Here is a 19,629-nt window from a genome sequence, read left to right on the forward strand (position 1 = left end):
GCGCTGTCGCTAGGCCAGTTCTTGAAAACCCAGCTCTTGATAAACCAATGTTGCCCAATAGCGGATGCCTAGTGGGATCAGCGCGTCATTAAAGTCGTAGTGCGGGGTATGCAGGTGATGCACGTTGGACGCCTTTTTGTCGCTGTTACCCAGCATCATGAATGCGCCGGGGCGCCGCTCCAGCATGTAGGCAAAATCTTCTGCGCCCAGTAGCGGCGTCATCGCGGTTTCAACCTGTTCGAGGCCGGCCACCTGCGCGGCGGCATTAACGGCTAACTGCGTGGCGTGCGTATCGTTGACTAGCGCGGGATATTGCCGTTCATAGTGCACGTCGGCCGTTGCACCAAAGCCTTGTGCAGTGCTGTGTGCCAGCTCTCGCAGGCGCGTTTCCAGCAGGTGGCGAACGCTCGGCGAGTAGCTCCGCCCGGTTCCTTTAAGGGTGACGCTATCGGGGATAACGTTCGGGGCGTGGATATCGCCGCCCTGAATGTGACCGATGCTGAGCACCGCCGCGTCCATCGCGGGAACGTTACGGCTGACGATGGTTTGTAAGCCAAGCATAAATTGTGCGGCGGGCAGCGTCGGGTCGATAGAAAGGTGGACGCCTGAACCGCCGTGTCCGCCCGTGCCGTGAAATGTGACCTGCCAGGTATCGCTGGCTGCCAGCATTGGACCGCTGCGAATCGCGAATTTGCCCACTTCGATACCGGGTTTGTTATGCAGACCAAAGAGTCGGTTGCAGGGGAACGCGGTCAGCAGGCCGTCATTGAGCATGGCAAGCCCGCCGCCCAACCCTTCTTCCGCTGGCTGGAAAATAAAATGTACCGTGCCAGCAAAGTTGGGGTGTTGAGACAAATAGCGTGCGGCACCCAGCAGCATGGTGGTGTGTCCATCATGTCCGCAGGCATGCATTTTCCCAGCATGCACCGAGGCATAGGGCAGGTCCGTTTTCTCATTGATATACAGCGCGTCCATATCTGCCCGCAGGCCGATGCTGTCTTCACCGGGATAACGACCATGTAGTGTGGCGACCACGCCCGTTCCACCGATGCCCGTCGTGACGGCAAGCCCCCACGCCGTCAGCTTTTCTGCCACTAATTGCGCGGTGGCAAACTCTTCAAAACCGATTTCTGGGTGTTGATGAATATGGTGACGAATCGCAATCAGCTCAGGTAAAAAATCCTGAATGACCAATTCCATCGCCGTTTGGTCAATAGCGGGTGGTGTCGGTGTATTCATCATGTGTTCTCTGTTCTTATCCATGCGCCTGTCTGCTCATTGGCTGTGGAGACACAAGCGCATCACGCTGCCCGCCGCCGGGGACGGCATCGATCAGCTTGCGGGTGTACGGGTGTTGTGGCTGATGCCAGATGCTGTGGTGATCGCCACTTTCCACACAGCGTCCGTTTTGCATGACCATGACCCGATCGGCGATATAACGCACCACGGCGAGATCGTGGGAAATAAACAGCAGCGACAGGCCCATTTCGTTTTTTAACTCAACTAACAGATTGAGGATCTGTGCCTGAATAGAGACATCAAGTGCGGACACTGGCTCATCGCAAATCACCAGTGAAGGGCGCACCACCAGCGCACGGGCAATGCCGATACGCTGGCGCTGCCCGCCGGAAAATTCATGGGGATAGCGACTCAGGCTGCTTTGCGGCAGGCCGACACGATCGATGATATTTTTGATTGCCTGCTGTCGCTGCGAACGATCGCCAAGGCCGTGCACAATCAGTGGCGTTTCAAGAATATGCTGAATGCTGTGGCGTGGATTCAACGAAGCGTACGGATCCTGAAAAATCATCTGCACCCGCTGACGTAACGCTTTCAGCCGTGATTCTTTTAGCGTGGTGATGTCTTGCCCATCGAACACGATCTGCCCGTGTGACGGCGGTAGCAGGCGCAGAATGGTTTTGGACAGGGTGGATTTACCACAGCCGGATTCGCCCACCAGACCGAGGGTTTCTCCGGGTAAAATAGTCAGTGACACATCGTCAACGGCCAGCACCTTGCCCTGCGCTGTTGAATAGCGGGTATGAATGTTTTTCAGCGAGATCAGCGGCGGCTGGTTTGTATCGATGGCTCGGTGAATCAAGGTGGGCGGTGTCAGCAGCGTAAAGCCTTCGTCCGTTGGCGCATGATGGATTTCCGCTAGCCGATGGGTACGGTAGTGCCTGTCCTGATCCATGTGTAGCGATGTCGCTAACAGCCCGCGTGTATAGCTGTGCTTGGGAGAGAAGCGGTGTGTGGATGACTGAAACAGGTCAGCCGCCTGTGCTTCTTCTACCTTTTGCCCGGCATACATCACCGCCACGCGGTCAGCCCATTGCGCCACCAGCCCAAGATCGTGGGTAATCAGCAGCAGGCTCATCGAGAATTCACGACGCAGGTTATCCAGCAGCGCCAGAATCTGTGCCTGAATGGTAACGTCCAGCGCCGTGGTCGGCTCATCGGCAATCAGCAGACGCGGTCGGCACGCCACCGCCATGGCGATCATGACGCGCTGACGCTGTCCGCCAGAAAGGTTATGTGGATAGTCATCCACCCGGCGAGCGGGTTCTGGGATCTTGACCAGATCCAGCAATTCGATGGCGCGCGCCCGTGCCTGTGCAGGCGTCAGCGCCTCATGCAATCGCAGCGTTTCGCTAATCTGCTGCCCGATGGAAAGCACCGGATTGAGCGAGGTCATCGGCTCCTGAAAAATCATCGACAGCGCATTGCCACGCAGTTGGCGCATCTGCCGATCCGGCAGGGTCAGCAGATCCTGTCCATCAAACAGAATACGACCGCTGATTTTTCCCGGTTCGGCGACCAGTCGCATCAGGGACAGCGCCGTCGCGGATTTACCACAGCCGGATTCACCGACCAGCGCCAGCGTTTCTCCGGCGTTAATCGTCAGGTTTAGTCCTCGAACGGCCTGATGACCGGGAAAATCGACGTGTAAATCTTGAATATCGACCAGCGGCTTCATGCGCTTCTCCCCCGTAACCGTGGATTCAGGGCATCATTCAACGCGTCGCCAACCAGATTCAATGACAGTACGGTTAAGACCAGTGCGGTGCCGGGCAGGGCGGTAAGAAACCAGGCGGTACGCAGCGATTCCCGGCCTGCGCCGATCATGCTGCCCCAGCTCACGCGGTTCGGATCGCCAAAGCCTAAGAAGGAGAGGGCAGATTCAATCAAAATGGCCGAGGCAACCATGACGGATGTGGTGACGATGATCGACGGCAGCGCGTTCGGCAGCATTTCCTGAAAGATGATACGCAGACTGGAAAATCCCTGACTGCGTGCGGCTAACACAAAATCGCTTTCACGCAGGGAACGAAACTCGGCCCGTACCAGACGGGCAATCGTTGGCCACGAGGCAATCCCGATAGCCAGTGAAATCAGCGTAACCGACGGTGAACCGATGGCGACCAGCACCACGACCAGCAAAAAAGTTGGGAAGGTCTGGAACAGTTCGGTGATATGAACCAGCATGTCATCAACTCGACCGCCGAAATAGCCCGCCAGTGCACCGACGACGGTGCCAATTAACAGGCTGACAATGACTGCCGAGAAGCCGATCTGCAAGGAAACCTGTGAACCGTGGACGATGCCGGCGGCGACATCCCGGCCCATCGAATCGGTTCCTAAGGGGAAGTCAGGATTCTCGCCCGGCCACAAGAAAGGCTGAGCAACCATATCCAGCGGATCGCCGGGATACAGTAACGGTGCGAAGGCGGCCATCAGAAATACCGTAATCAGCAACAGCAGGCCAGCCATCCCCGCGGGATTGCGGATAAATGCACGCACCTCCGGCGACAGGCGAAAAGGCGTTTTTAACGGGCGAGCTGCCGCTGAGCTAACGCCGTCCGCTGCGGCTTTCTTCGATGTGAGATTTTCAGGAGAAAGGTGATTCATATCAGCGCGCCTTAATTCGGGGATCGAGCCAGGATTGCAGTAAGTCCACCAGCACGTTAGCCAAAATGACTAAGAAGGCGGAAAGCAGCAGGACGCCTAATAAGACGTTGAAGTCGCGAGCCATCACCGCTTCCAGCGCCAGACGGCCCAGTCCCGGCCAGCTAAAGACAGTCTCGACCACGGCTGCTCCACCCAGCAGATTGCCGAAGTGCATCCCCGCCACGGTAGTGATAGGCAGCAGCGCGCAGCGCAGAATGTGCCTGACGGTGACCCACAGCGGCGACAGCCCTTTGGCATGTGCAGTGCGCACGAAATCCTGCTGGGCGATCTCCAGCATGGCTGCGCGGGTCAGACGGGCATAAATGGCAATAAAAAAGCTGCTCAGCGCCACGACTGGAAGGATGGCGTGCTGCAACATATCCTTGAAATACGCCCAACCGGTCAGGCTCGCGCCGATGGTGATATTGCCGCCGCTTGGCAGCCAATCAAGATGTACGGAAAACAGAATCAGTGTCATCAGGCCGATCCAGAATCCCGGCGTGGAGTAGAGCAGCAGCGCGATGAGGGAGAGCAAGCGGTCGGGCCATTTGCCTGCCCACACTGCCATGATCGTTCCCAGCGTTATACCGATGATGATGGCAAAGGCCTGCGACAGCAGCATCAGGAATAGGGTGCCCGGCAACCGTGATAGGATCAGATCCATTACTGGCGCGTTGTAGCGAGGCGAAAAGCCGAGGCTGAACTGCGCCAAATTGCCTAAATAAGCAGAGAGCTGTTGCAGTATGGGTTGATCGAGACCGAATTGAGCGCGCAGGTGTGCCATCGTCGCTTCGGTTGCATTGCCTGACTCGCCAGCCAGCACATCAACGGCGTCTCCCGGTACCAACTGCAATAGGAAAAACACCAGAATGACAATGCCAATGGCCGTTGGCAGCGCATTAAGCAGAGTTCGCCACAGTACGCGCCCGATTCGTTCTACTTTATTCATCACATACCTTCATGGGGTTCCCCTGCCAGCGCAGGGGAATGCTGTATTACGATTACTGATCCAGCCACACGTCGGCCAGGCTGCCGTTGACGCCCTGAATATCCGTGACGACGTTGTGCACGCGCTTGTTGTAAATCGTCTGGCGCTTAATCTGGAGCAGGTTCAAATCGGGAATATCCGTGGCGATGATGCGTTGGAACTGCTTGTACAACTCCACGCGTTTTTCAGGATTGGTTTCCACCGAGGCTTGCTCAAGCAGGCGGTCTACTTCCGGGTTGCTGTAATGTGAGCCGTTGCCGAAAGGCACACCCGGTTGATACGTTTTTGACCAGTACAGGCGCTGTACGCCTACGGCTGGATCGAACAGATTCGAGATGGAACCGTTGTTGAAGTCAAAGTCGCGGTCGGTATAAACGCGCTTAACGAAGGTGGCGAAATCCTGGGAGCGAATGGTGACGTCGATGCCGACTTTGGCGAGTGACGATTTGAGGTATTCCGCTACGCGTTTGAAGCTATCGCCATAGGGCATGAAGTCATGTACCAGCTTGAAGCGGATACCGTTTGCCTGACGCGGGAAGCCAGCTTCATCCAGCAACTGGTTCGCTTTGGCAATATCGAAGCCATAAGGAGAGGGCGTCGCATCATGGAACTGCGCCAGCTCCGGCGTAATGGGTGTCGGTGAACTTACCGCGTAGCCGTACCACACCACGTTTTTCAACACATCAATATTGATGCTGTGCGCAATGGCCTGGCGAACTTTCAGGTTCTTCAGGTAAGGGTTATCCAGATTGAACTCGATGCGAGTTTGCGTCGGGCTATAGCCGTAGCCGTTGGTTTCAATGCCCAGCTTGGGGTTTTTCTTGATGCGTTCAATTTCACTCAGCGGAACGGGAGAGTCGCTTCCCAGATCCAGCGCGCCGGTTTCAAGCGCAATCGTGCGAGTGGCGGCATCGGGAATGATTTTCACCACCAGTTTATCAACGTAAGGCTTGGGGGTGTCCCAGTAGTTCGGGTTACGTTCATACAGGATATGGCTGCCACGAACCCATTCTTTGAAGACGAACGGACCGGTACCAATCGGTGCGGTATTGTGAGGATTTGACAGAATGTTTGTGCCTTCATATAAGTGTTTCGGCACGATAGGCGCTTCGTTGGCGGAGAACGCGCTCAGTAGATAAGGTGCGGGTTTTGACAGTTCAAGAATCGCGGTATACGGATCGGGGGTTTTCACTTCGGTGACGTTGGCAAACGTTCCCTGACCGCGTGAGTTGTATTTTTTGACGGTCAGAATAGAAAACGCGACGTCCGCAGAGGTGAAGTCTTGCCCATCATGCCATTTCACGCCTTTACGCAAATGGAACGTATATTGTTTACCGTCCGGGCTAACTGACCAACTGGTCGCCAACTGCGGGGTCGGTTTCATATCGAAATCATAATTCAACAGGCCTTCAATGACCTTGGCGTTGACCTTCATCACCGCGCCGCTGGTGCTAACCAGGCTGGTTAATACAGGCGGTTCAGGCTCGGCCAAAAAATTCAGCGTGCCGCCGCGCTTGGGCGTCAGGGTTTCCGCCTGTGCGGCAAGGCCGAATAGCGAAGACGTCAGAATCAACGCTGATAAGAATAGATTTTTTTTCATATTTCCCATCCGTATGCAGAGGGCAGCGTTGTGCGCTCCGCCTTTATTTTTTTAATGGCGTGTTTTGAGTGATGTGTTTTGGGTGACAAAAAACCGTTCTCTTCAGGAGGAAGAGAAATAAGGCTGAATTAAGTCAACATCGGGGCAGTAATGAAATAGCGTCATTACCGTTGCTGTGTGGCGTAATGGGTTTCATGCTGCGTTCCTGGTTTGAATAACGAAAAGATAATAAAACGGCCTGAACCACCTCTTTATTTTCTGGTTAAACCCTAGCCTAACGCGTGTTTTAAACGAACGTTTTAATATGGATAAGTAATGTCACATTACGCATAAGCTATTCACTCTTCTTGCTGTTGGGGGCGTGGATAATTCAGGTTATTATCCACCCTGCTAATTACTTATCCTGAGGTTGTCATGGCGATTAAACGTTATCCACATCTTGCGCACTGGGGCGCGTTTACCGCTGTGGTTGAAGACGGCAAACTGATTCGATGTGAGCCGTTTGCCGACGATCCGGCACCGTCCGCCATGCTCGATTCCATCGTACCGCTGGTGTATTCCGACCGACGTATCCGTCGGCCTTCGGTGCGTCGTTCCTGGCTTCAGAAACGCGAAAACAGCGACAGAACGCTGCGCGGCCGGGAGGACTTTGTTGAGGTGGATTGGGACGTCGCGCTCGATCTGGTTGCGCAGGAGAATCGCCGTATTCGCGATCGCTACGGTGCGGACGGCATGTTTGCCGGTTCCTACGGTTGGTCATCGGCCGGGCGCTATCACCATGCGCGTTCTCAGGTACGACGCTTCTATTTTTCCGGCGGCGGCGCGGTCGATCAACAGGGCAATTACAGCTGGGGCGCAGCGCAGTTCTTCCTGCCGTATGTGATTGGCACCTTCCACCCGCTGACGGGCAAGGTAACCGAATGGCGCAGCGTCGCCGAACACTGTGATATTTTCCTCGCGTTTGGCGGTCTGGCGCTGAAAAATGCTCAGGTGGCCTCCGGCGGTGCCGGGCACCATACGCTTAAGCCCGCGCTGGAAGCTCTGGTGGCGAAAGGGATTCCGGTCATTAACATCAGCCCGATGCGCGATGATTGTCCTGAATTTGTGAATGCCGAGTGGATTCCAATCCGCCCGAATACCGATGTCGCCCTGATGCTGGCGCTGGGCTATGAAATTCAGCGTTTGGGCGCTGACGATAAGGATTTCCTGCAACGCTACTGCGTTGGCTACGAGCAATTGAGTGACTACTTGCATGGTCGCGGCGACGGCGTGGTGAAAACCCCCGAATGGGCTAGCGACATCACGGGTATTCCTGCCGAGCGCATCCGACGTCTGGCGCAGCAGTTGATTGGCGTACGCAGCTTTATTACCTGCTCTTACTCCGTGCAGCGCGCACACCGTGGCGAACAGCCTTATTGGATGATGATTGCGCTGTCTTCCATGCTGGGACAAGTGGGGTTGCCGGGCGGCGGATTCTCCTTTGGTCACGGTTCGATGAACAGCGTCGGCAATGAGCGTATTTCAACGCCTGCACCCGCGTCTCCGTCAACCCCGAACGCGGGGCTGGCGATTCCCGTGGCGCGTATTGCCGATATGCTACTGCATCCGGGAACGCCTTATACCTTTCAGGGCGAAACCCATACTTATCCCGATATTCATCTGATTCACTGGGCGGGCGGTAATCCGTTCCATCATCACCAGCAGTTGAACCGTCTGGTGGACGGCTGGCGTAAGCCGGATACGGTGATTGTGCAGGATATCGTCTGGACGCCTGCGGCACAGATGGCCGACATCGTGCTGCCCGTCACTACCACGCTGGAGCGTAATGACATCGGCGGATCGTCTCGCGATCGCTTTATCTTTGCCATGCATCAGGCGATTGCGCCGCAGCATCAGGCGCGTAATGACGTGGATATTTTCAGCGAATTGGCGGAACGTCTGGGCTATGGCGACGCATTCACGCAAAACCGCAGCGAGCAGCAATGGCTGGAACACCTGTATGACGAATGTCGAGCAAGGCAGCGGGATGCCGCTGACAGCTGGCCGTCATTTGAGGCATTCTGGCAGCAGGGACATGTAGAAATCCCGATGGATGAAAAGCCGTTTGTGTTCTTTGAGGATTTCCGCCGCGATCCGCAGCAGCATGCGCTGAGTACGCCAAGCGGTAAAATTGAACTGTTCAGCTCGGCCATCGCCAGCTATGGCTATGCCGATTTTGCACCGCATCCTGAGTGGCAGCCTCCGGTTGAATGGCTGGGAGCCAAAAGCTCGGAAGAATGGCCGCTGCACTTTATTTCCATTCAGCCATCTGACCGGTTGCACAGCCAGTTGGCTGCCACGCCGCAGGTTGCTGCGAATAAAACCGCAGGAAAAGAGACGCTGTACATGCACCCGCAGGATGCCGCCAAACGGGATATCGTCGACCGCTCTCTGGTGGAAGTCAGAAACGCGCGTGGCCGTATTCTGGCGGGCGTACAGATTACCGACGGCGTCACGCCGGGCGTGGTGATTATGTCCACCGGTGCCTGGTTTGAGCCCGGCTTCGGCCAGAAAACGTGGCATCCGGTTGAACAATCAGGAAATGCGAATGTACTGACGCTGGATATCGGCACGTCGCCGCTGACGCAGGGACCGAACGCCATGAGCTGTCTGGTAGATGTCGTGCGGGTTTAGCGCTATCCTGAGCCGTTTTTTCTCGCTGTTTTATTTTCCTGTGATTTTGTTTTCGTAAGGTTGGTTGAATGAGTACGCAATTATCCGAAGCCTATTTGCAACGCTTCGGCGGCACCGCGCGGTTATATGGTCAACAGGCGCTGGCGCTGTTTTCTCAGGCTCACGTTTGCGTGATTGGCATTGGTGGCGTCGGCTCCTGGGCGGCCGAGGCGTTGGCACGTACCGGCATCGGCGCGATCACGCTGATCGATATGGATGATGTGTGTGTCAGTAACACCAACCGGCAGATCCACGCGCTGCGTCAGCATACTGGGCAGTCGAAGACGGAAGTGATGGCTGAACGTATTCTGGCGATCAACCCAGAATGTCACGTCACCTGCGTGGATGATTTCATCAGCGCGGAGAACGTGGCCGAGCTGCTCGACCAGAATTTCAGCTATGTGATTGACGCCATCGACAGCGTGCGCCCGAAGGCGGCGCTGCTCTCCTACTGTCGCCGCTATAAGATCCCTGTAGTGACAACTGGCGGTGCGGGTGGACAGATCGATCCGACCCGCATTGAGGTGGTCGATCTGGCGAAAACCATTCAGGATCCGCTGGCCGCCAAGCTGCGTGAACGGCTCAAGCACGATTTTAACGTGGTGAAGAACAGCAAAGGGAAACTGGGTATCGACTGCGTATTTTCCAGCGAACCGCTGGTTTATCCGCAGCCTGACGGCTCCGTTTGTGCATCGCGCAGTACGGCCGATGGGGTGATGCGTATGGATTGCGCGTCAGGCTTTGGCGCCGCGACAATGGTCACCGCAACCTTTGGGTTTGTTGCGGTATCTCATGCGCTGAAGAAGATGGTAGCGAAAAGGGAAAGAGCGTCTGCGTTGCAGAAATAAATAGCCTGAATGGTTCTACTTGAGTGAAGCCTCTTGTTCGGCAATTTCCTTGATTCTGGCGGCCAGCGCCGCCAGCCCGCTTGAACGTGAAGCGCTGAGCTGAGCGCGTAGCCCCAGACTATCGAATAGCGCCAGCGGATCGTGCTGCAATAGCGCTTCTGGCGTTTTTCCCTCAACGGCGGTTAACAATACCGCCAGTAATCCCCGCACAATGCGCCCGTCGCTGTCGCCGTAAAAATGCAGCCTGCCGTCTTCCTGACGTTGATAACCCAGCCAGACGCGATTTTCACAGCCGGATAATGAAATTTCCTCGGTTTTCAGCACCTCGGGCAGCGTTGGCAGCGCTTTTGCCAGCAAAATGAGCTGCCGATAGCGATCTTCCCACGCGCGGCAGGCATCGAATCGCGCCAGCAGGTCAGCGACGGTGGTGTGGTGGCCAAAAGGGTGCGTGGTGTCAGTTGTCTGGGTCATGGTTTAGTCGATCAATAATTCAAGGGCGCTGCCCACTGCGGCGATCAGCGCAGCAACATCCTGTTGGTTGTTATAGGGGGCAAACGAGGCGCGGAGCGTGCCGCTGACGCCGAGCGCGTCCATCAGCGGCTGCGCACAGTGATGCCCAGCACGCAGTGCGATGCCGCTTTCAGCTAACAGCGTAACCAGATCGCTGTGGTGCACATCGGCAATATCAAAGGACAGGACGCTGGACTGTGGGCTACGGAAGCTGCGAAAGCCGGGGAACTGCGCTAAATACGTTTCGGCAAGCTGCGCTAACTGCTGGCTGTGCTGCTCTGCGGCGTGCCAATCCAGCGTGGTCAGCCAGTCTAGTGCCGCAGACAGGCCAAGCACGCCAGCAATGTGTGGGGTTCCCGCTTCAAAACGCTGTGGAATCGCCTGTGGTGTGAAGCCGTCAAAGGAAACCTGCGTCATCATTTTCCCGCCGCCTTGCCACGGCATCATGCTTTCCAGCAAGGCGGTTTTGCCGTACAGCACGCCGATCCCGGTTGGAGCATAAAGCTTGTGTCCGGAAAACGCGTAGAAATCGATATCCAGCGCCTGTACATCGGGCGGGCAGTGAACGATGCCCTGCGCACCGTCAACCATTACTACCGCACCATAGCGGTGAGCCAGCGTAATCGCCCGCGCCAGATCGGGCTGGCCGCCCGTCACGTTTGACATCTGTCCCAGCGCCAGCAGGCGGGTTTTTGGTGTGATCAGCGTGGCGAGCTGTTCGATATCCGGCAAAAAGTCCGCGCCTATCGGTAACTTCACGATATTTGCGCCCGTTTGCTGCGCCACCATCAGCCACGGAATGAGGTTCGCGTGATGCTCCGCTTCGCTCACGACGATCTCGTCGCCCGGTTGAAGGCGAGGGCGGGCATAGCTCTGCGCGACCATATTGATCGCTTCCGTCGTGCCTCTGGTCCAGACAATCGAACGCGGATCGTCGGCGTGGAGTAACGTGGCGACTTGCTCACGAGCGCCTTCAAAACGCTGGGTTAACGCCTGCGCGCCGCGATGCTGGCTGCGATGCACCGTACCACTCTCGCTACCATAGAAAGCCTGCACCGCATCAATGACGGGCTGCGGCTTCAGTGCGGTCGCGGCGCTATCAAGATAGACAGCTGAATGCTGGAGAGCGGGAAACTGTTGGCGAAAAGTGGCGGGGTTAAACGGTGTCATGAGCATCCTCTTTTGGAGGGCAGATCCTGTCCCATTTTGTCGAGAGAGACAAGTTTAGGACTATGCCTAATGCGATTTTATGGAAAAAAAAGCAACTATTGCTACGCTTTAAAGTGTTAATTTTCAGGATTTCCTGATGAATAAAGTTAACTAGAAGACATTTAAATTCATTGAGGATTAACTATGAAGAATAAAATTTCTATTTTTGCCGCTATCGTGATGGCGTTTTCTCTGGCAGCCTGTTCCAGTAATTACGTCATGCATACCAATGACGGTCGTACCATCGTCGCAGAGGGGAAACCGAAGGTGGATGATGAGACGGGTATGATCAACTATACCGATGCCTACGGTCAGCAGCAGCAAATTAACCGTGATAATGTGAAAGAAATGGCGAAAGGGAAATAGTGCCGTTTGCCCATACCCTAAATAATTCGAGTTTCAGGCAGGCGGCAAGAGAAGGAATCCCGACGAGCTTACTCAGGTAAGTGATTCGGGTGAGTGAACGCAGCCAACGCACATGCAACTTGAAGTATGACGGGTATATCATCACACGTTGCCTGTTAAGTTATGCCAGATGCTAGATAAGCGTGTTATGGCATTCAGGTGTGAAACGTAAGCAAAAAAAAGCACCGCAATTTGCGGTGCTACACAAAAAATCACTTTGGACAGACAGGGTAAATGTACAGGAAGTGAATAGGGTAGACTCGCTACCACATCTGCAAAAGGCAGACAAACAAATAGCAAACACAACATCACAACCACAAGCCAAAAGCACCTCAGGTCACCCCTCCGCACTTTTCGTTCCGGCCCAGGAAGTTGCGCTAATATAGGTATTTGCTGGTACATCCTCAACGGACAAATTATAATGTCTCGGATTACAAAAACTAATATACCCGTCATACTTCAAGCTGCATGTGTGTTGGCCTCCCTTACTCACCCCAGTCACTTACTCATGTAAGCTCCTGGGGACTCGTGCGGTTGCCGCCTTCTTGCAACTCGAATTATTTAGGGTATTGATGTACCCATCATTTTTTCGTTGTGGAGAGGTTGGTCGCTGTCGATTATTTTGATCGTGTAGACAGCGGTGCGACTGGGGCGATTTCCGATTGTCGCCTTTCTGCACCTTAAGCGTTATTGGGTACGAATGTGCCTGATAAATCGCTGATTTAGCGTAAACCAAAAGATTTCATTCATGTCAAAACGTCTCCCTCCGCTCAACGCATTGCGCGTTTTTGATGCGGCGGCTCGCCATTTAAGTTTTACCAAAGCGGCAGAAGAACTGTTTGTTACGCAGGCTGCCGTCAGCCACCAGATTAAGTCACTGGAAGATTTCCTGGGGCTTAAATTATTCCGCCGTCGTAATCGCTCCCTGCTACTGACGGAAGAGGGGCAAAGTTACTATCTTGATATCAAAGAGATCTTCTCCTCTTTGAATGAGGCAACCCGTAAGTTGCAATCCCGCAGCGCCAAAGGTGCGTTAACGGTCAGCCTGCTGCCTAGCTTTGCTATTCATTGGCTGGTGCCGCGTCTTTCAAGTTTTAATTCCGACTATCCAGGGATTGATGTGCGTATTCAGGCCGTGGATCGCGATGAAGATCGTCTGGCGGATGATGTGGATGTCGCGATTTTCTACGGTCGGGGAAACTGGCCGGGGCTGCGGGTTGAAAAGCTGTATGCCGAATATCTGCTGCCGGTTTGCTCGCCCGTATTGCTGACGGGGAATCACCCGTTAAAAACGCCGGATGATTTGGTGGCACATACGCTGCTGCACGATGCGTCGCGTCGTGACTGGCTGTCCTATACGCGCCAGCTTGGCGTGCAGATTAACGTGCAGCAAGGGCCGATTTTCAGCCACAGTGCGATGGTGTTGCAGGCGGCGATTCACGGGCAGGGCGTGGCGCTGGCGAATAATGTGATGGCACAAACGGAAATCGAAGCCGGGCGACTGGTGTGTCCGTTTAACGATGTGCTGGTCAGCCGGAATGCTTTTTATCTGGTATGTCATGACAGCCAGGCAGAACTGGGTAAAATAGCCGCCTTTCGCCATTGGATTCTGGCGCGGGCAGCCAGCGAACAGGAAAAATTTCGCTTCCGCTATGACAACGGCACGCGCTGACGCCGTGTCACTGGTTGTCGAAGAGGGATTGACCGAATAACCCACGTAGGTAACTACGTTTCAGACTGATGACAGATCTATTTGCAGAATGAAAACGTCGGTCTTTGTCAGCAACCTCGTTTATAGGTAATAACGATTATAGGTAACTACGATGAATAGTCGTTTCATGCTGGTGTTTGCTGCTATCAGCGGCTTCACTTTTGTCGCGCTAGGTGCGTTTGGCTCTCACGTTCTCAGCAAAACGCTGGGCACAACGGAGCTGGGCTGGCTACATACCGGCCTTGAATATCAGGCATTTCACACGCTGGCGATTTTGGCGCTATCGGTTGCGATGCAACAGCGAACCAATCTGTGGTTTTACTGGAGCAGCGTTTTTCTGGCGTTGGGAACGGTACTCTTCAGCGGAAGTTTGTACTGTCTGGCGCTTTCTCACCTGAAACTGTGGGTTTATGTGACGCCGATTGGCGGAGCCTGTTTTCTGGTGGGGTGGATATTAATATTGATTGGCGCACTGCGTCTGAAGAGAAAGGCTAAACGCCATGAATAAAGTCATTTTGTATTGTCGCTCTGGGTTTGAGAAAGAGTGTGCGGCGGAAATAACGGAAAAAGCCACGGAGCATAATGCCTTTGGCTTCGCGCGAGTAAAAGAGAACAGTGGCTATGTCGTGTTTGAATGCTATCAGCATGAAGATGCCGAACGTCTGGTAAAAACGCTGCCGTTTCATGAGTTGATTTTTGCCCGCCAGATGTTCCTGAGCGGTGAACTGCTGCGCGATCTGCCGCCGGAAGACCGCATCACGCCAATCGTGGGTATGCTAACGGGAGCCATTGAGCGAGCGGGGGAGCTGCGCGTCGAAGTTCCCGACACCAATGAAAGCAAAGAGCTGATGAAGTTTTGCCGCAAATTCACTGTGCCGCTGCGTGCGGCGCTGCGCGAAAATAAGATTATGCTGGGTTATGAAAAAGCGGATCGTCCGGTGCTGCATGTGTTGTTTATTGCGCCCGGCTGCTGCTATGCCGGTTACTCTTATAGCAATAACAATTCACCGTTTTATATGGGTATTCCACGCCTCAAGTTCCCTCCCGATGCACCAAGCCGTTCGACACTTAAGCTGGAAGAAGCGTTTCACGTCTTTATTCCTGCGGACGAGTGGGATGAGCGTCTGGGCAGCGGCATGTACGCGGTGGATTTAGGTGCCTGCCCCGGCGGCTGGACTTACCAACTGGTTAAACGCAGCATGATGGTTTATGCGGTAGACAACGGACCAATGGCACCGAGCCTGATGGATACCGGACAGGTGATGCACCATCAGGCGGATGGTTTCCGCTTCGAAGTACCGCGTAATAACGTGTATTGGCTGGTGTGCGATATGGTGGAGAAGCCGGCGAAAGTCACCAGCCTGATGAGCGATTGGCTAATCAAGGGCTGGTGTCGTGAAGCGATATTCAACCTGAAGTTGCCGATGAAGAAGCGCTATGAAGAAGTGTCGCAGAATCTGGCCGTGCTACGTGAGCGCCTGAGCGAAAATGGGATTAATGCCGAAGTGCATGCCAAGCATTTGTACCATGACCGTGAAGAAATCACGGTGCATGTTCGTCGTTTCTGGAGCGCGGTTCCTGGCCGTCGCGACGAGCGGTAGTATCGTGCTGATGCGTATCTGGGGTCACTCAGGTACGCATCCTTATTTATCCGCTAGTGAGAATGCGGCGGGGCGCTATTCTGCACCGGCAGCCTCAGCTGCTGCAGATTGCCATTAAGCGTTAAATCGGTACGCAGCGTCGCGATTTGACGACTGATCAGCGCCATTTCCTTATACTGTTCCAGCTTCTTACGCCACTTTTCCGGTACGGTATCCAACTGTTGATACAGCGCCTCCAGACTCCCCGCCTGTTGTAAAAGCTGTGCGGCACTTTTAGGGCCGATGCCTGCGACGCCTGGAATCTTGCTGCTGCTAATGCCTGCCAGCCCCCAATAGTCAGTAAGTTGCTGCGGTGACACACCAAATTCCTGTTCGATAAACGGCAGGTCCAGCCAGCGTTTCTGAAAGTAATCCCTGATCTGAATGTGTGGTGCCAGTAGCTGGCAATATCCTTTGTCAGTCGACACGATCGTTGCCTGATGACCTGCGGATGACAGCTTGACGGCCAGCGTAGCCGCAAGATCGTCGGCTTCATTGCCGGGGCTATGCCAACTGGCTACGCCAACGGCGGCAAAGGCCGCTTTAATCTGCGGGAGTTCCTGCTTCAGATTCTCCGGCATTGGCGTGCGTCCTGCCTTGTAGTCCGGCAGGAGCTGGTGACGCCAGCTGGTATCGCGATCTTCATCATCAAAGACGGCCACCGCGTGCGTAGGCTGGCTGTTTTGTATGAGTTGATGCAGCGCATGTTGGCATGCCGTGATACAGGGTGAATCTTGTACCGCATGAATGCGACGTATCAGATTGAGCGCGTCAACAATCAGCAAATGGACGGACATCGCGTAATTCCTGATGTGATAAGAGGGGGAAGCAGAGCTTCCCCACATAGGTATGACCGAGCGCTGAACCGTTAGGCGCAGATTTCGTAGCAGGGAATATAGGCGCTGCCGGGCAGCTTCATGCGCTGCTGTGCGACAAAACCTTGCAGCAGCGTATCCATGCTTTTCATCATCTGCGGGTCGCCGTGAATTTTGTACGGTCCACGTTGCTCAATTGCTTGAATGCCGACTTCCTTCACATTACCAGCCACAATGCCGGAGAACGCCCGGCGCAGCGCGGCAGCCAGCTCTTCAGCCGGCTGATTCGGATGCAGGTTGAGGTCAGCCATATTTTCATGTGTCGGCTCAAAGGGCAGTTGCAGGTCGGGTGCGATGCGCAGTGACCAGTTAAAGCTGTAAGCATCGCCCGTGTGGCGGCGGCTTTCTTTCACCTGTGGCATCGCTTTCTTCATCTGACGGGCGACTTCTGCGGCGTCATTAATGATGATCGAGTAGTAACGGCGCGCCTGACGGCCCAGCGTGCTAACAATGAATTCGTCCAGCACGCGGAAATAGTCTGCGCTTTCTTCCGGCCCGGTCAGGATAATCGGCAGCACCTGCTCGCTATTCTCTGGGTTCATCATAATGCCCAGCAGATAGAGGAACTCTTCTGCCGTTCCGACTCCGCCGGGGAAAATGATGATGCCGTGTCCGATACGGACAAAGGCTTCCAGACGCTTTTCGATATCCGGCATGATAATCAGTTCATTGACCAGCGGATTAGGCGGCTCGGCGGCAATGATGGACGGTTCGGTCATGCCGATGAAGCGTCCTTCTTTATAGCGCTGCTGCGCGTGACCGACGGCGGCACCTTTCATTGGCGCTTCCATCGCGCCTGGACCGCAGCCCGTGCAGATATTCAGTTCACGCAGGCCGAGCTGGCTGCCCACCTTGCGAGCATACTGGTATTCGATTTCATTAATCGAGTGGCCGCCCCAGCAGACCACCATATTTGGCTCTTCCCCGACGTGGAGCGCTCTGGCATTACGCAGGATAGAGAACACCAAATTGGTGATATGGGCGGAATTTTCCAGATTCAGGTTCTGATAGCGACCTGCACTGGCGATTTGGCCGTTGACGAAAAGAATGTCGCGCAATACGGCGAACAGGTTAGCCTGCAAGGCGCGAATGATGTTGCCGTCAACGAAGGCGTCTTCCGGCGGGTTCACCAATTCCAGTTTGACGCCGCGCTCGCGGCGCAGCACGTTGATATCAAAATCTTCATAACGAGACAGCAGCTCTTTGCTGTTATCTGTCTGGCTACCGGAATTCAGTACGGCGAGGGAACAGTTGCGAAACAAACGGTAGAGATCGCTGCTGGCTGTGCTTTTCAGCATGTCCACTTCCAACTGCGATAACAAATCCATCGATCCCAATGGGCTGATATGTGTAATCAATTTTGCTCCTTGAAACGCAATATAATTCGCGATGCCATGCTGGCTGCCGAGAGCACGTTCCGTTGTTACACGCTCGACGTTCAGCAGCACGGCACGAATGTCATTCATTTAAGACACCACGCGGAACGCGCATGCGTTAAATACCGCGAGCCTAAATGAAACCTACTTGAGCACCGTTCAGACGTTATGGATCTTTTGTTGTCTGGCACACCACCTTAACGCGCTGCCATCATTTTTTCCAATGTTGGCGGCAGGCATCGGCCTAACTTGCGTGACGCCACGCATATATCCGTGCAAGCCTGCGACTCATCGGCCAGTTACTGGCGCGGCAGGCGTCCATTTGGCGCGTTAAACGCGGTGTTACTGCGCCACGGATTGATGTCCAGCCCGCCGCGTCGGGTATAGCGGGCATACACGCTAAGTTTTTCCGGCTGGTAGTAGCGCATGATGTCGTTAAAAATTCGTTCCACACACTGTTCGTGAAATTCGTTATGATGACGAAACGAGACAATGTAGCGCAGCAGCGCTTCACGGTTGATGCGCTTGCCGCGGTAGTGAATCTGTACCGAGCCCCAGTCGGGCTGATGGGTGATCAAACAGTTGGATTTCAGCAGGTGGCTGACCAGCGTTTCTTCAACGATTGGCGCGTCCTGTTCGTTGGTCGCCAGATAGTCGGCGCTGAAGTCGTAGCTGTCGATCTGAATGTCCTGATCGTCGATGCACTTGCCTGTGAATCCTGCTATCGGTTGGCCTTCAAGCTCGCTGAGTTTGAAAAGCGTGATGCTGACATCTCCCTGTGCGCAATGCGCCAGATCCTTGGCTAACGTTGCGCGTACGCTTTCCCAACTGTCGAATGCCGTCTGATTAAAGCTGTTCAGATACAGCTTAAAACTTTTTGATTCAATCAGATTCAGGCTTTCCGCATTGAGATGCATTTCACCCACGGCCACCTGAGGCACGCCGCGATTGTTCAGCCAGGAAAGCTCATAGAGCGTCCAGATATCCGCGCCATGAAACGGCAGGCTGTCAGGGTAAATGCCGAGTGGATCGCGGTTCAGGCTACGTGGCACGGGTTGCAGAAGTGCGGCATCATAGCGGTCATGATAGGGAGTGGGTTTGCCCAGTGTCAGCCCGCTCAGGGCCTGATGCTTGTCATAGACGGACATGCTGTTACCTTGATGTGATAAGCGTGATGGCGAATAGTGTAACCTGACTAAAAGAGTGATGAGAAAAATTATGGAACATGAGGTTGTTTCAGCACTGGCGGCGTTTACCCAGCGCTATGTTGCCTGTTGGCAGCAGGAAAAGGGGCATTTGCCTGCCAGTGAAGCACTTTACGGCATACCTTCCCCGTGTATTGTCGAAAATCATGACGATACGGTTCACTGGTTGCCACAGCCTTTTGTTCCTTCAGCCGCATTGGATGGTGTGGAACGTGCGCTGGAAATCAGCCTGCATCCTGATATTCATGCTTTTTACACCGCGCAGTATGCCGGGGATATGGCGGCGCAGTTTGATTCGCTATCGTGCCAGCTGTTGCAGGTATGGAGCGAAGAGGATTTCACCCGGATGCAGGAGAATCTGATTGGCCATTTATTAACGCAGAAGCGCCTTAAACTCACGCCGACGCTGTTTTTAGCAACGACTGATTCAGAGCTGACCATGGTGTCGCTGTGTAATATTTCCGGGGAAATCATCCTGGAAGAATTCGGCACGAAAAAGCGTCAGACCTTAGCGCCAACGCTGGCGGTGTTTCTTTCTGGCCTTAATCCATTAGCGGTCTAATGGTTAATCGAATTTCACTTTCGGCTTTGTGAGAGATCTC

General features: G+C 54.5%; 17 protein-coding genes. 7 read left to right on the top strand and 10 right to left on the bottom strand.

Going from position 1 to position 19,629, the window contains the following annotated elements; genetic code table 11:
* Positions 1-9: 9 nt before the first annotated feature.
* Genes JFY74_04880 through JFY74_04900 form a run of 5 tightly spaced genes read right to left on the bottom strand, consistent with a single transcriptional unit; the run spans position 10 to position 6,536 of the window.
* The gene (locus JFY74_04880; protein QQG29397.1) at positions 10-1,263 is read right to left on the bottom strand and encodes an amidohydrolase; all 1,254 of its coding nucleotides are present in this window, start codon (positions 1,261-1,263) and stop codon (positions 10-12) included.
* Entirely contained in the window at positions 1,256-2,977 is a 1,722-nt protein-coding gene (locus JFY74_04885; protein ID QQG29398.1) for an ABC transporter ATP-binding protein, read from the bottom strand. Before JFY74_04885 ends, JFY74_04880 begins: the two co-directional genes overlap by 8 nt.
* Positions 2,974-3,909, bottom strand: coding sequence for an ABC transporter permease (locus tag JFY74_04890; GenBank protein QQG29399.1), 936 nt, complete (start codon positions 3,907-3,909; stop codon positions 2,974-2,976). Before JFY74_04890 ends, JFY74_04885 begins: the two co-directional genes overlap by 4 nt.
* A 1-nt stretch (position 3,910) precedes the next feature.
* Positions 3,911-4,897 carry an ABC transporter permease gene (locus JFY74_04895; protein QQG29400.1) on the bottom strand — a complete coding sequence of 329 codons (987 nt, stop codon included), beginning with the start codon at positions 4,895-4,897 and terminating at the stop codon, positions 3,911-3,913.
* A gap of 52 nt (positions 4,898-4,949) precedes the next feature.
* Positions 4,950-6,536 carry an ABC transporter substrate-binding protein gene (locus tag JFY74_04900; protein QQG29401.1) on the bottom strand — a complete coding sequence of 529 codons (1,587 nt, stop codon included), beginning with the start codon at positions 6,534-6,536 and terminating at the stop codon, positions 4,950-4,952.
* Between the two features lie 414 nt (positions 6,537-6,950).
* Here JFY74_04900 and JFY74_04905 point away from each other — a divergent pair, with 414 nt between their 5' ends.
* Positions 6,951-9,209 carry a molybdopterin-dependent oxidoreductase gene (locus JFY74_04905; GenBank protein QQG29402.1) on the top strand — a complete coding sequence of 753 codons (2,259 nt, stop codon included), beginning with the start codon at positions 6,951-6,953 and terminating at the stop codon, positions 9,207-9,209.
* A gap of 68 nt (positions 9,210-9,277) precedes the next feature.
* Positions 9,278-10,096 (top strand): tRNA cyclic N6-threonylcarbamoyladenosine(37) synthase TcdA, encoded by an 819-nt coding sequence (gene tcdA / locus JFY74_04910; protein ID QQG29403.1) that lies wholly within the window; start codon positions 9,278-9,280, stop codon positions 10,094-10,096.
* A gap of 15 nt (positions 10,097-10,111) precedes the next feature.
* Here the strand turns inward: tcdA and csdE are convergent, their stop codons facing one another.
* Positions 10,112-10,567, bottom strand: a complete 456-nt coding sequence (gene csdE / locus JFY74_04915; protein ID QQG29404.1) for a cysteine desulfurase sulfur acceptor subunit CsdE — start codon at positions 10,565-10,567, stop codon at positions 10,112-10,114.
* Positions 10,568-10,570: 3 nt separating this feature from the next.
* Positions 10,571-11,776 carry a cysteine desulfurase CsdA gene (gene csdA, locus JFY74_04920; protein QQG29405.1) on the bottom strand — a complete coding sequence of 402 codons (1,206 nt, stop codon included), beginning with the start codon at positions 11,774-11,776 and terminating at the stop codon, positions 10,571-10,573.
* 183 nt (positions 11,777-11,959) lie between these two features.
* Here csdA and JFY74_04925 point away from each other — a divergent pair, with 183 nt between their 5' ends.
* The 4 genes from JFY74_04925 (at position 11,960) to rlmM (ending at position 15,532) form a co-directional block, all read left to right on the top strand.
* Positions 11,960-12,181 (top strand): YgdI/YgdR family lipoprotein, encoded by a 222-nt coding sequence (locus JFY74_04925; GenBank protein QQG29406.1) that lies wholly within the window; start codon positions 11,960-11,962, stop codon positions 12,179-12,181.
* 787 nt (positions 12,182-12,968) lie between these two features.
* Complete coding sequence (locus JFY74_04930) at positions 12,969-13,892, top strand: transcriptional regulator GcvA (protein QQG29407.1); 924 nt, start codon at positions 12,969-12,971, stop codon at positions 13,890-13,892.
* 151 nt (positions 13,893-14,043) lie between these two features.
* On the top strand, positions 14,044-14,439 hold the full coding sequence (locus JFY74_04935; protein ID QQG29408.1) for a DUF423 domain-containing protein: 396 nt from the start codon (positions 14,044-14,046) through the stop codon (positions 14,437-14,439).
* Positions 14,432-15,532: a 23S rRNA (cytidine(2498)-2'-O)-methyltransferase RlmM gene (gene rlmM, locus JFY74_04940; protein QQG29409.1), complete on the top strand. Its 1,101-nt coding sequence runs from the start codon at positions 14,432-14,434 to the stop codon at positions 15,530-15,532. The genes JFY74_04935 and rlmM overlap by 8 nt, the downstream gene beginning before the upstream one ends.
* A 53-nt stretch (positions 15,533-15,585) precedes the next feature.
* On the opposite strand, the gene xni is transcribed toward rlmM, so the two are convergent.
* The 3 genes from xni to queF form a co-directional block, all read right to left on the bottom strand.
* Entirely contained in the window at positions 15,586-16,368 is a 783-nt protein-coding gene (xni, locus tag JFY74_04945) for a flap endonuclease Xni (GenBank protein ID QQG29410.1), read from the bottom strand.
* Positions 16,369-16,439: 71 nt separating this feature from the next.
* Complete coding sequence (locus JFY74_04950) at positions 16,440-17,804, bottom strand: LOG family protein (protein QQG30449.1); 1,365 nt, start codon at positions 17,802-17,804, stop codon at positions 16,440-16,442.
* A 317-nt stretch (positions 17,805-18,121) separates the two neighbouring features.
* The gene (gene queF / locus JFY74_04955; protein ID QQG29411.1) at positions 18,122-18,970 is read right to left on the bottom strand and encodes an NADPH-dependent 7-cyano-7-deazaguanine reductase QueF; all 849 of its coding nucleotides are present in this window, start codon (positions 18,968-18,970) and stop codon (positions 18,122-18,124) included.
* 70 nt (positions 18,971-19,040) lie between these two features.
* Between queF and syd the strand changes: the two genes are divergently transcribed.
* Positions 19,041-19,589 carry a SecY-interacting protein gene (gene syd, locus JFY74_04960; protein ID QQG29412.1) on the top strand — a complete coding sequence of 183 codons (549 nt, stop codon included), beginning with the start codon at positions 19,041-19,043 and terminating at the stop codon, positions 19,587-19,589.
* Positions 19,590-19,629 lie beyond the last annotated feature (40 nt).

It is taken from the genome of Pectobacterium carotovorum (genome assembly GCA_016415585.1).
Lineage (GTDB): Bacteria > Pseudomonadota > Gammaproteobacteria > Enterobacterales > Enterobacteriaceae > Pectobacterium > Pectobacterium carotovorum_K.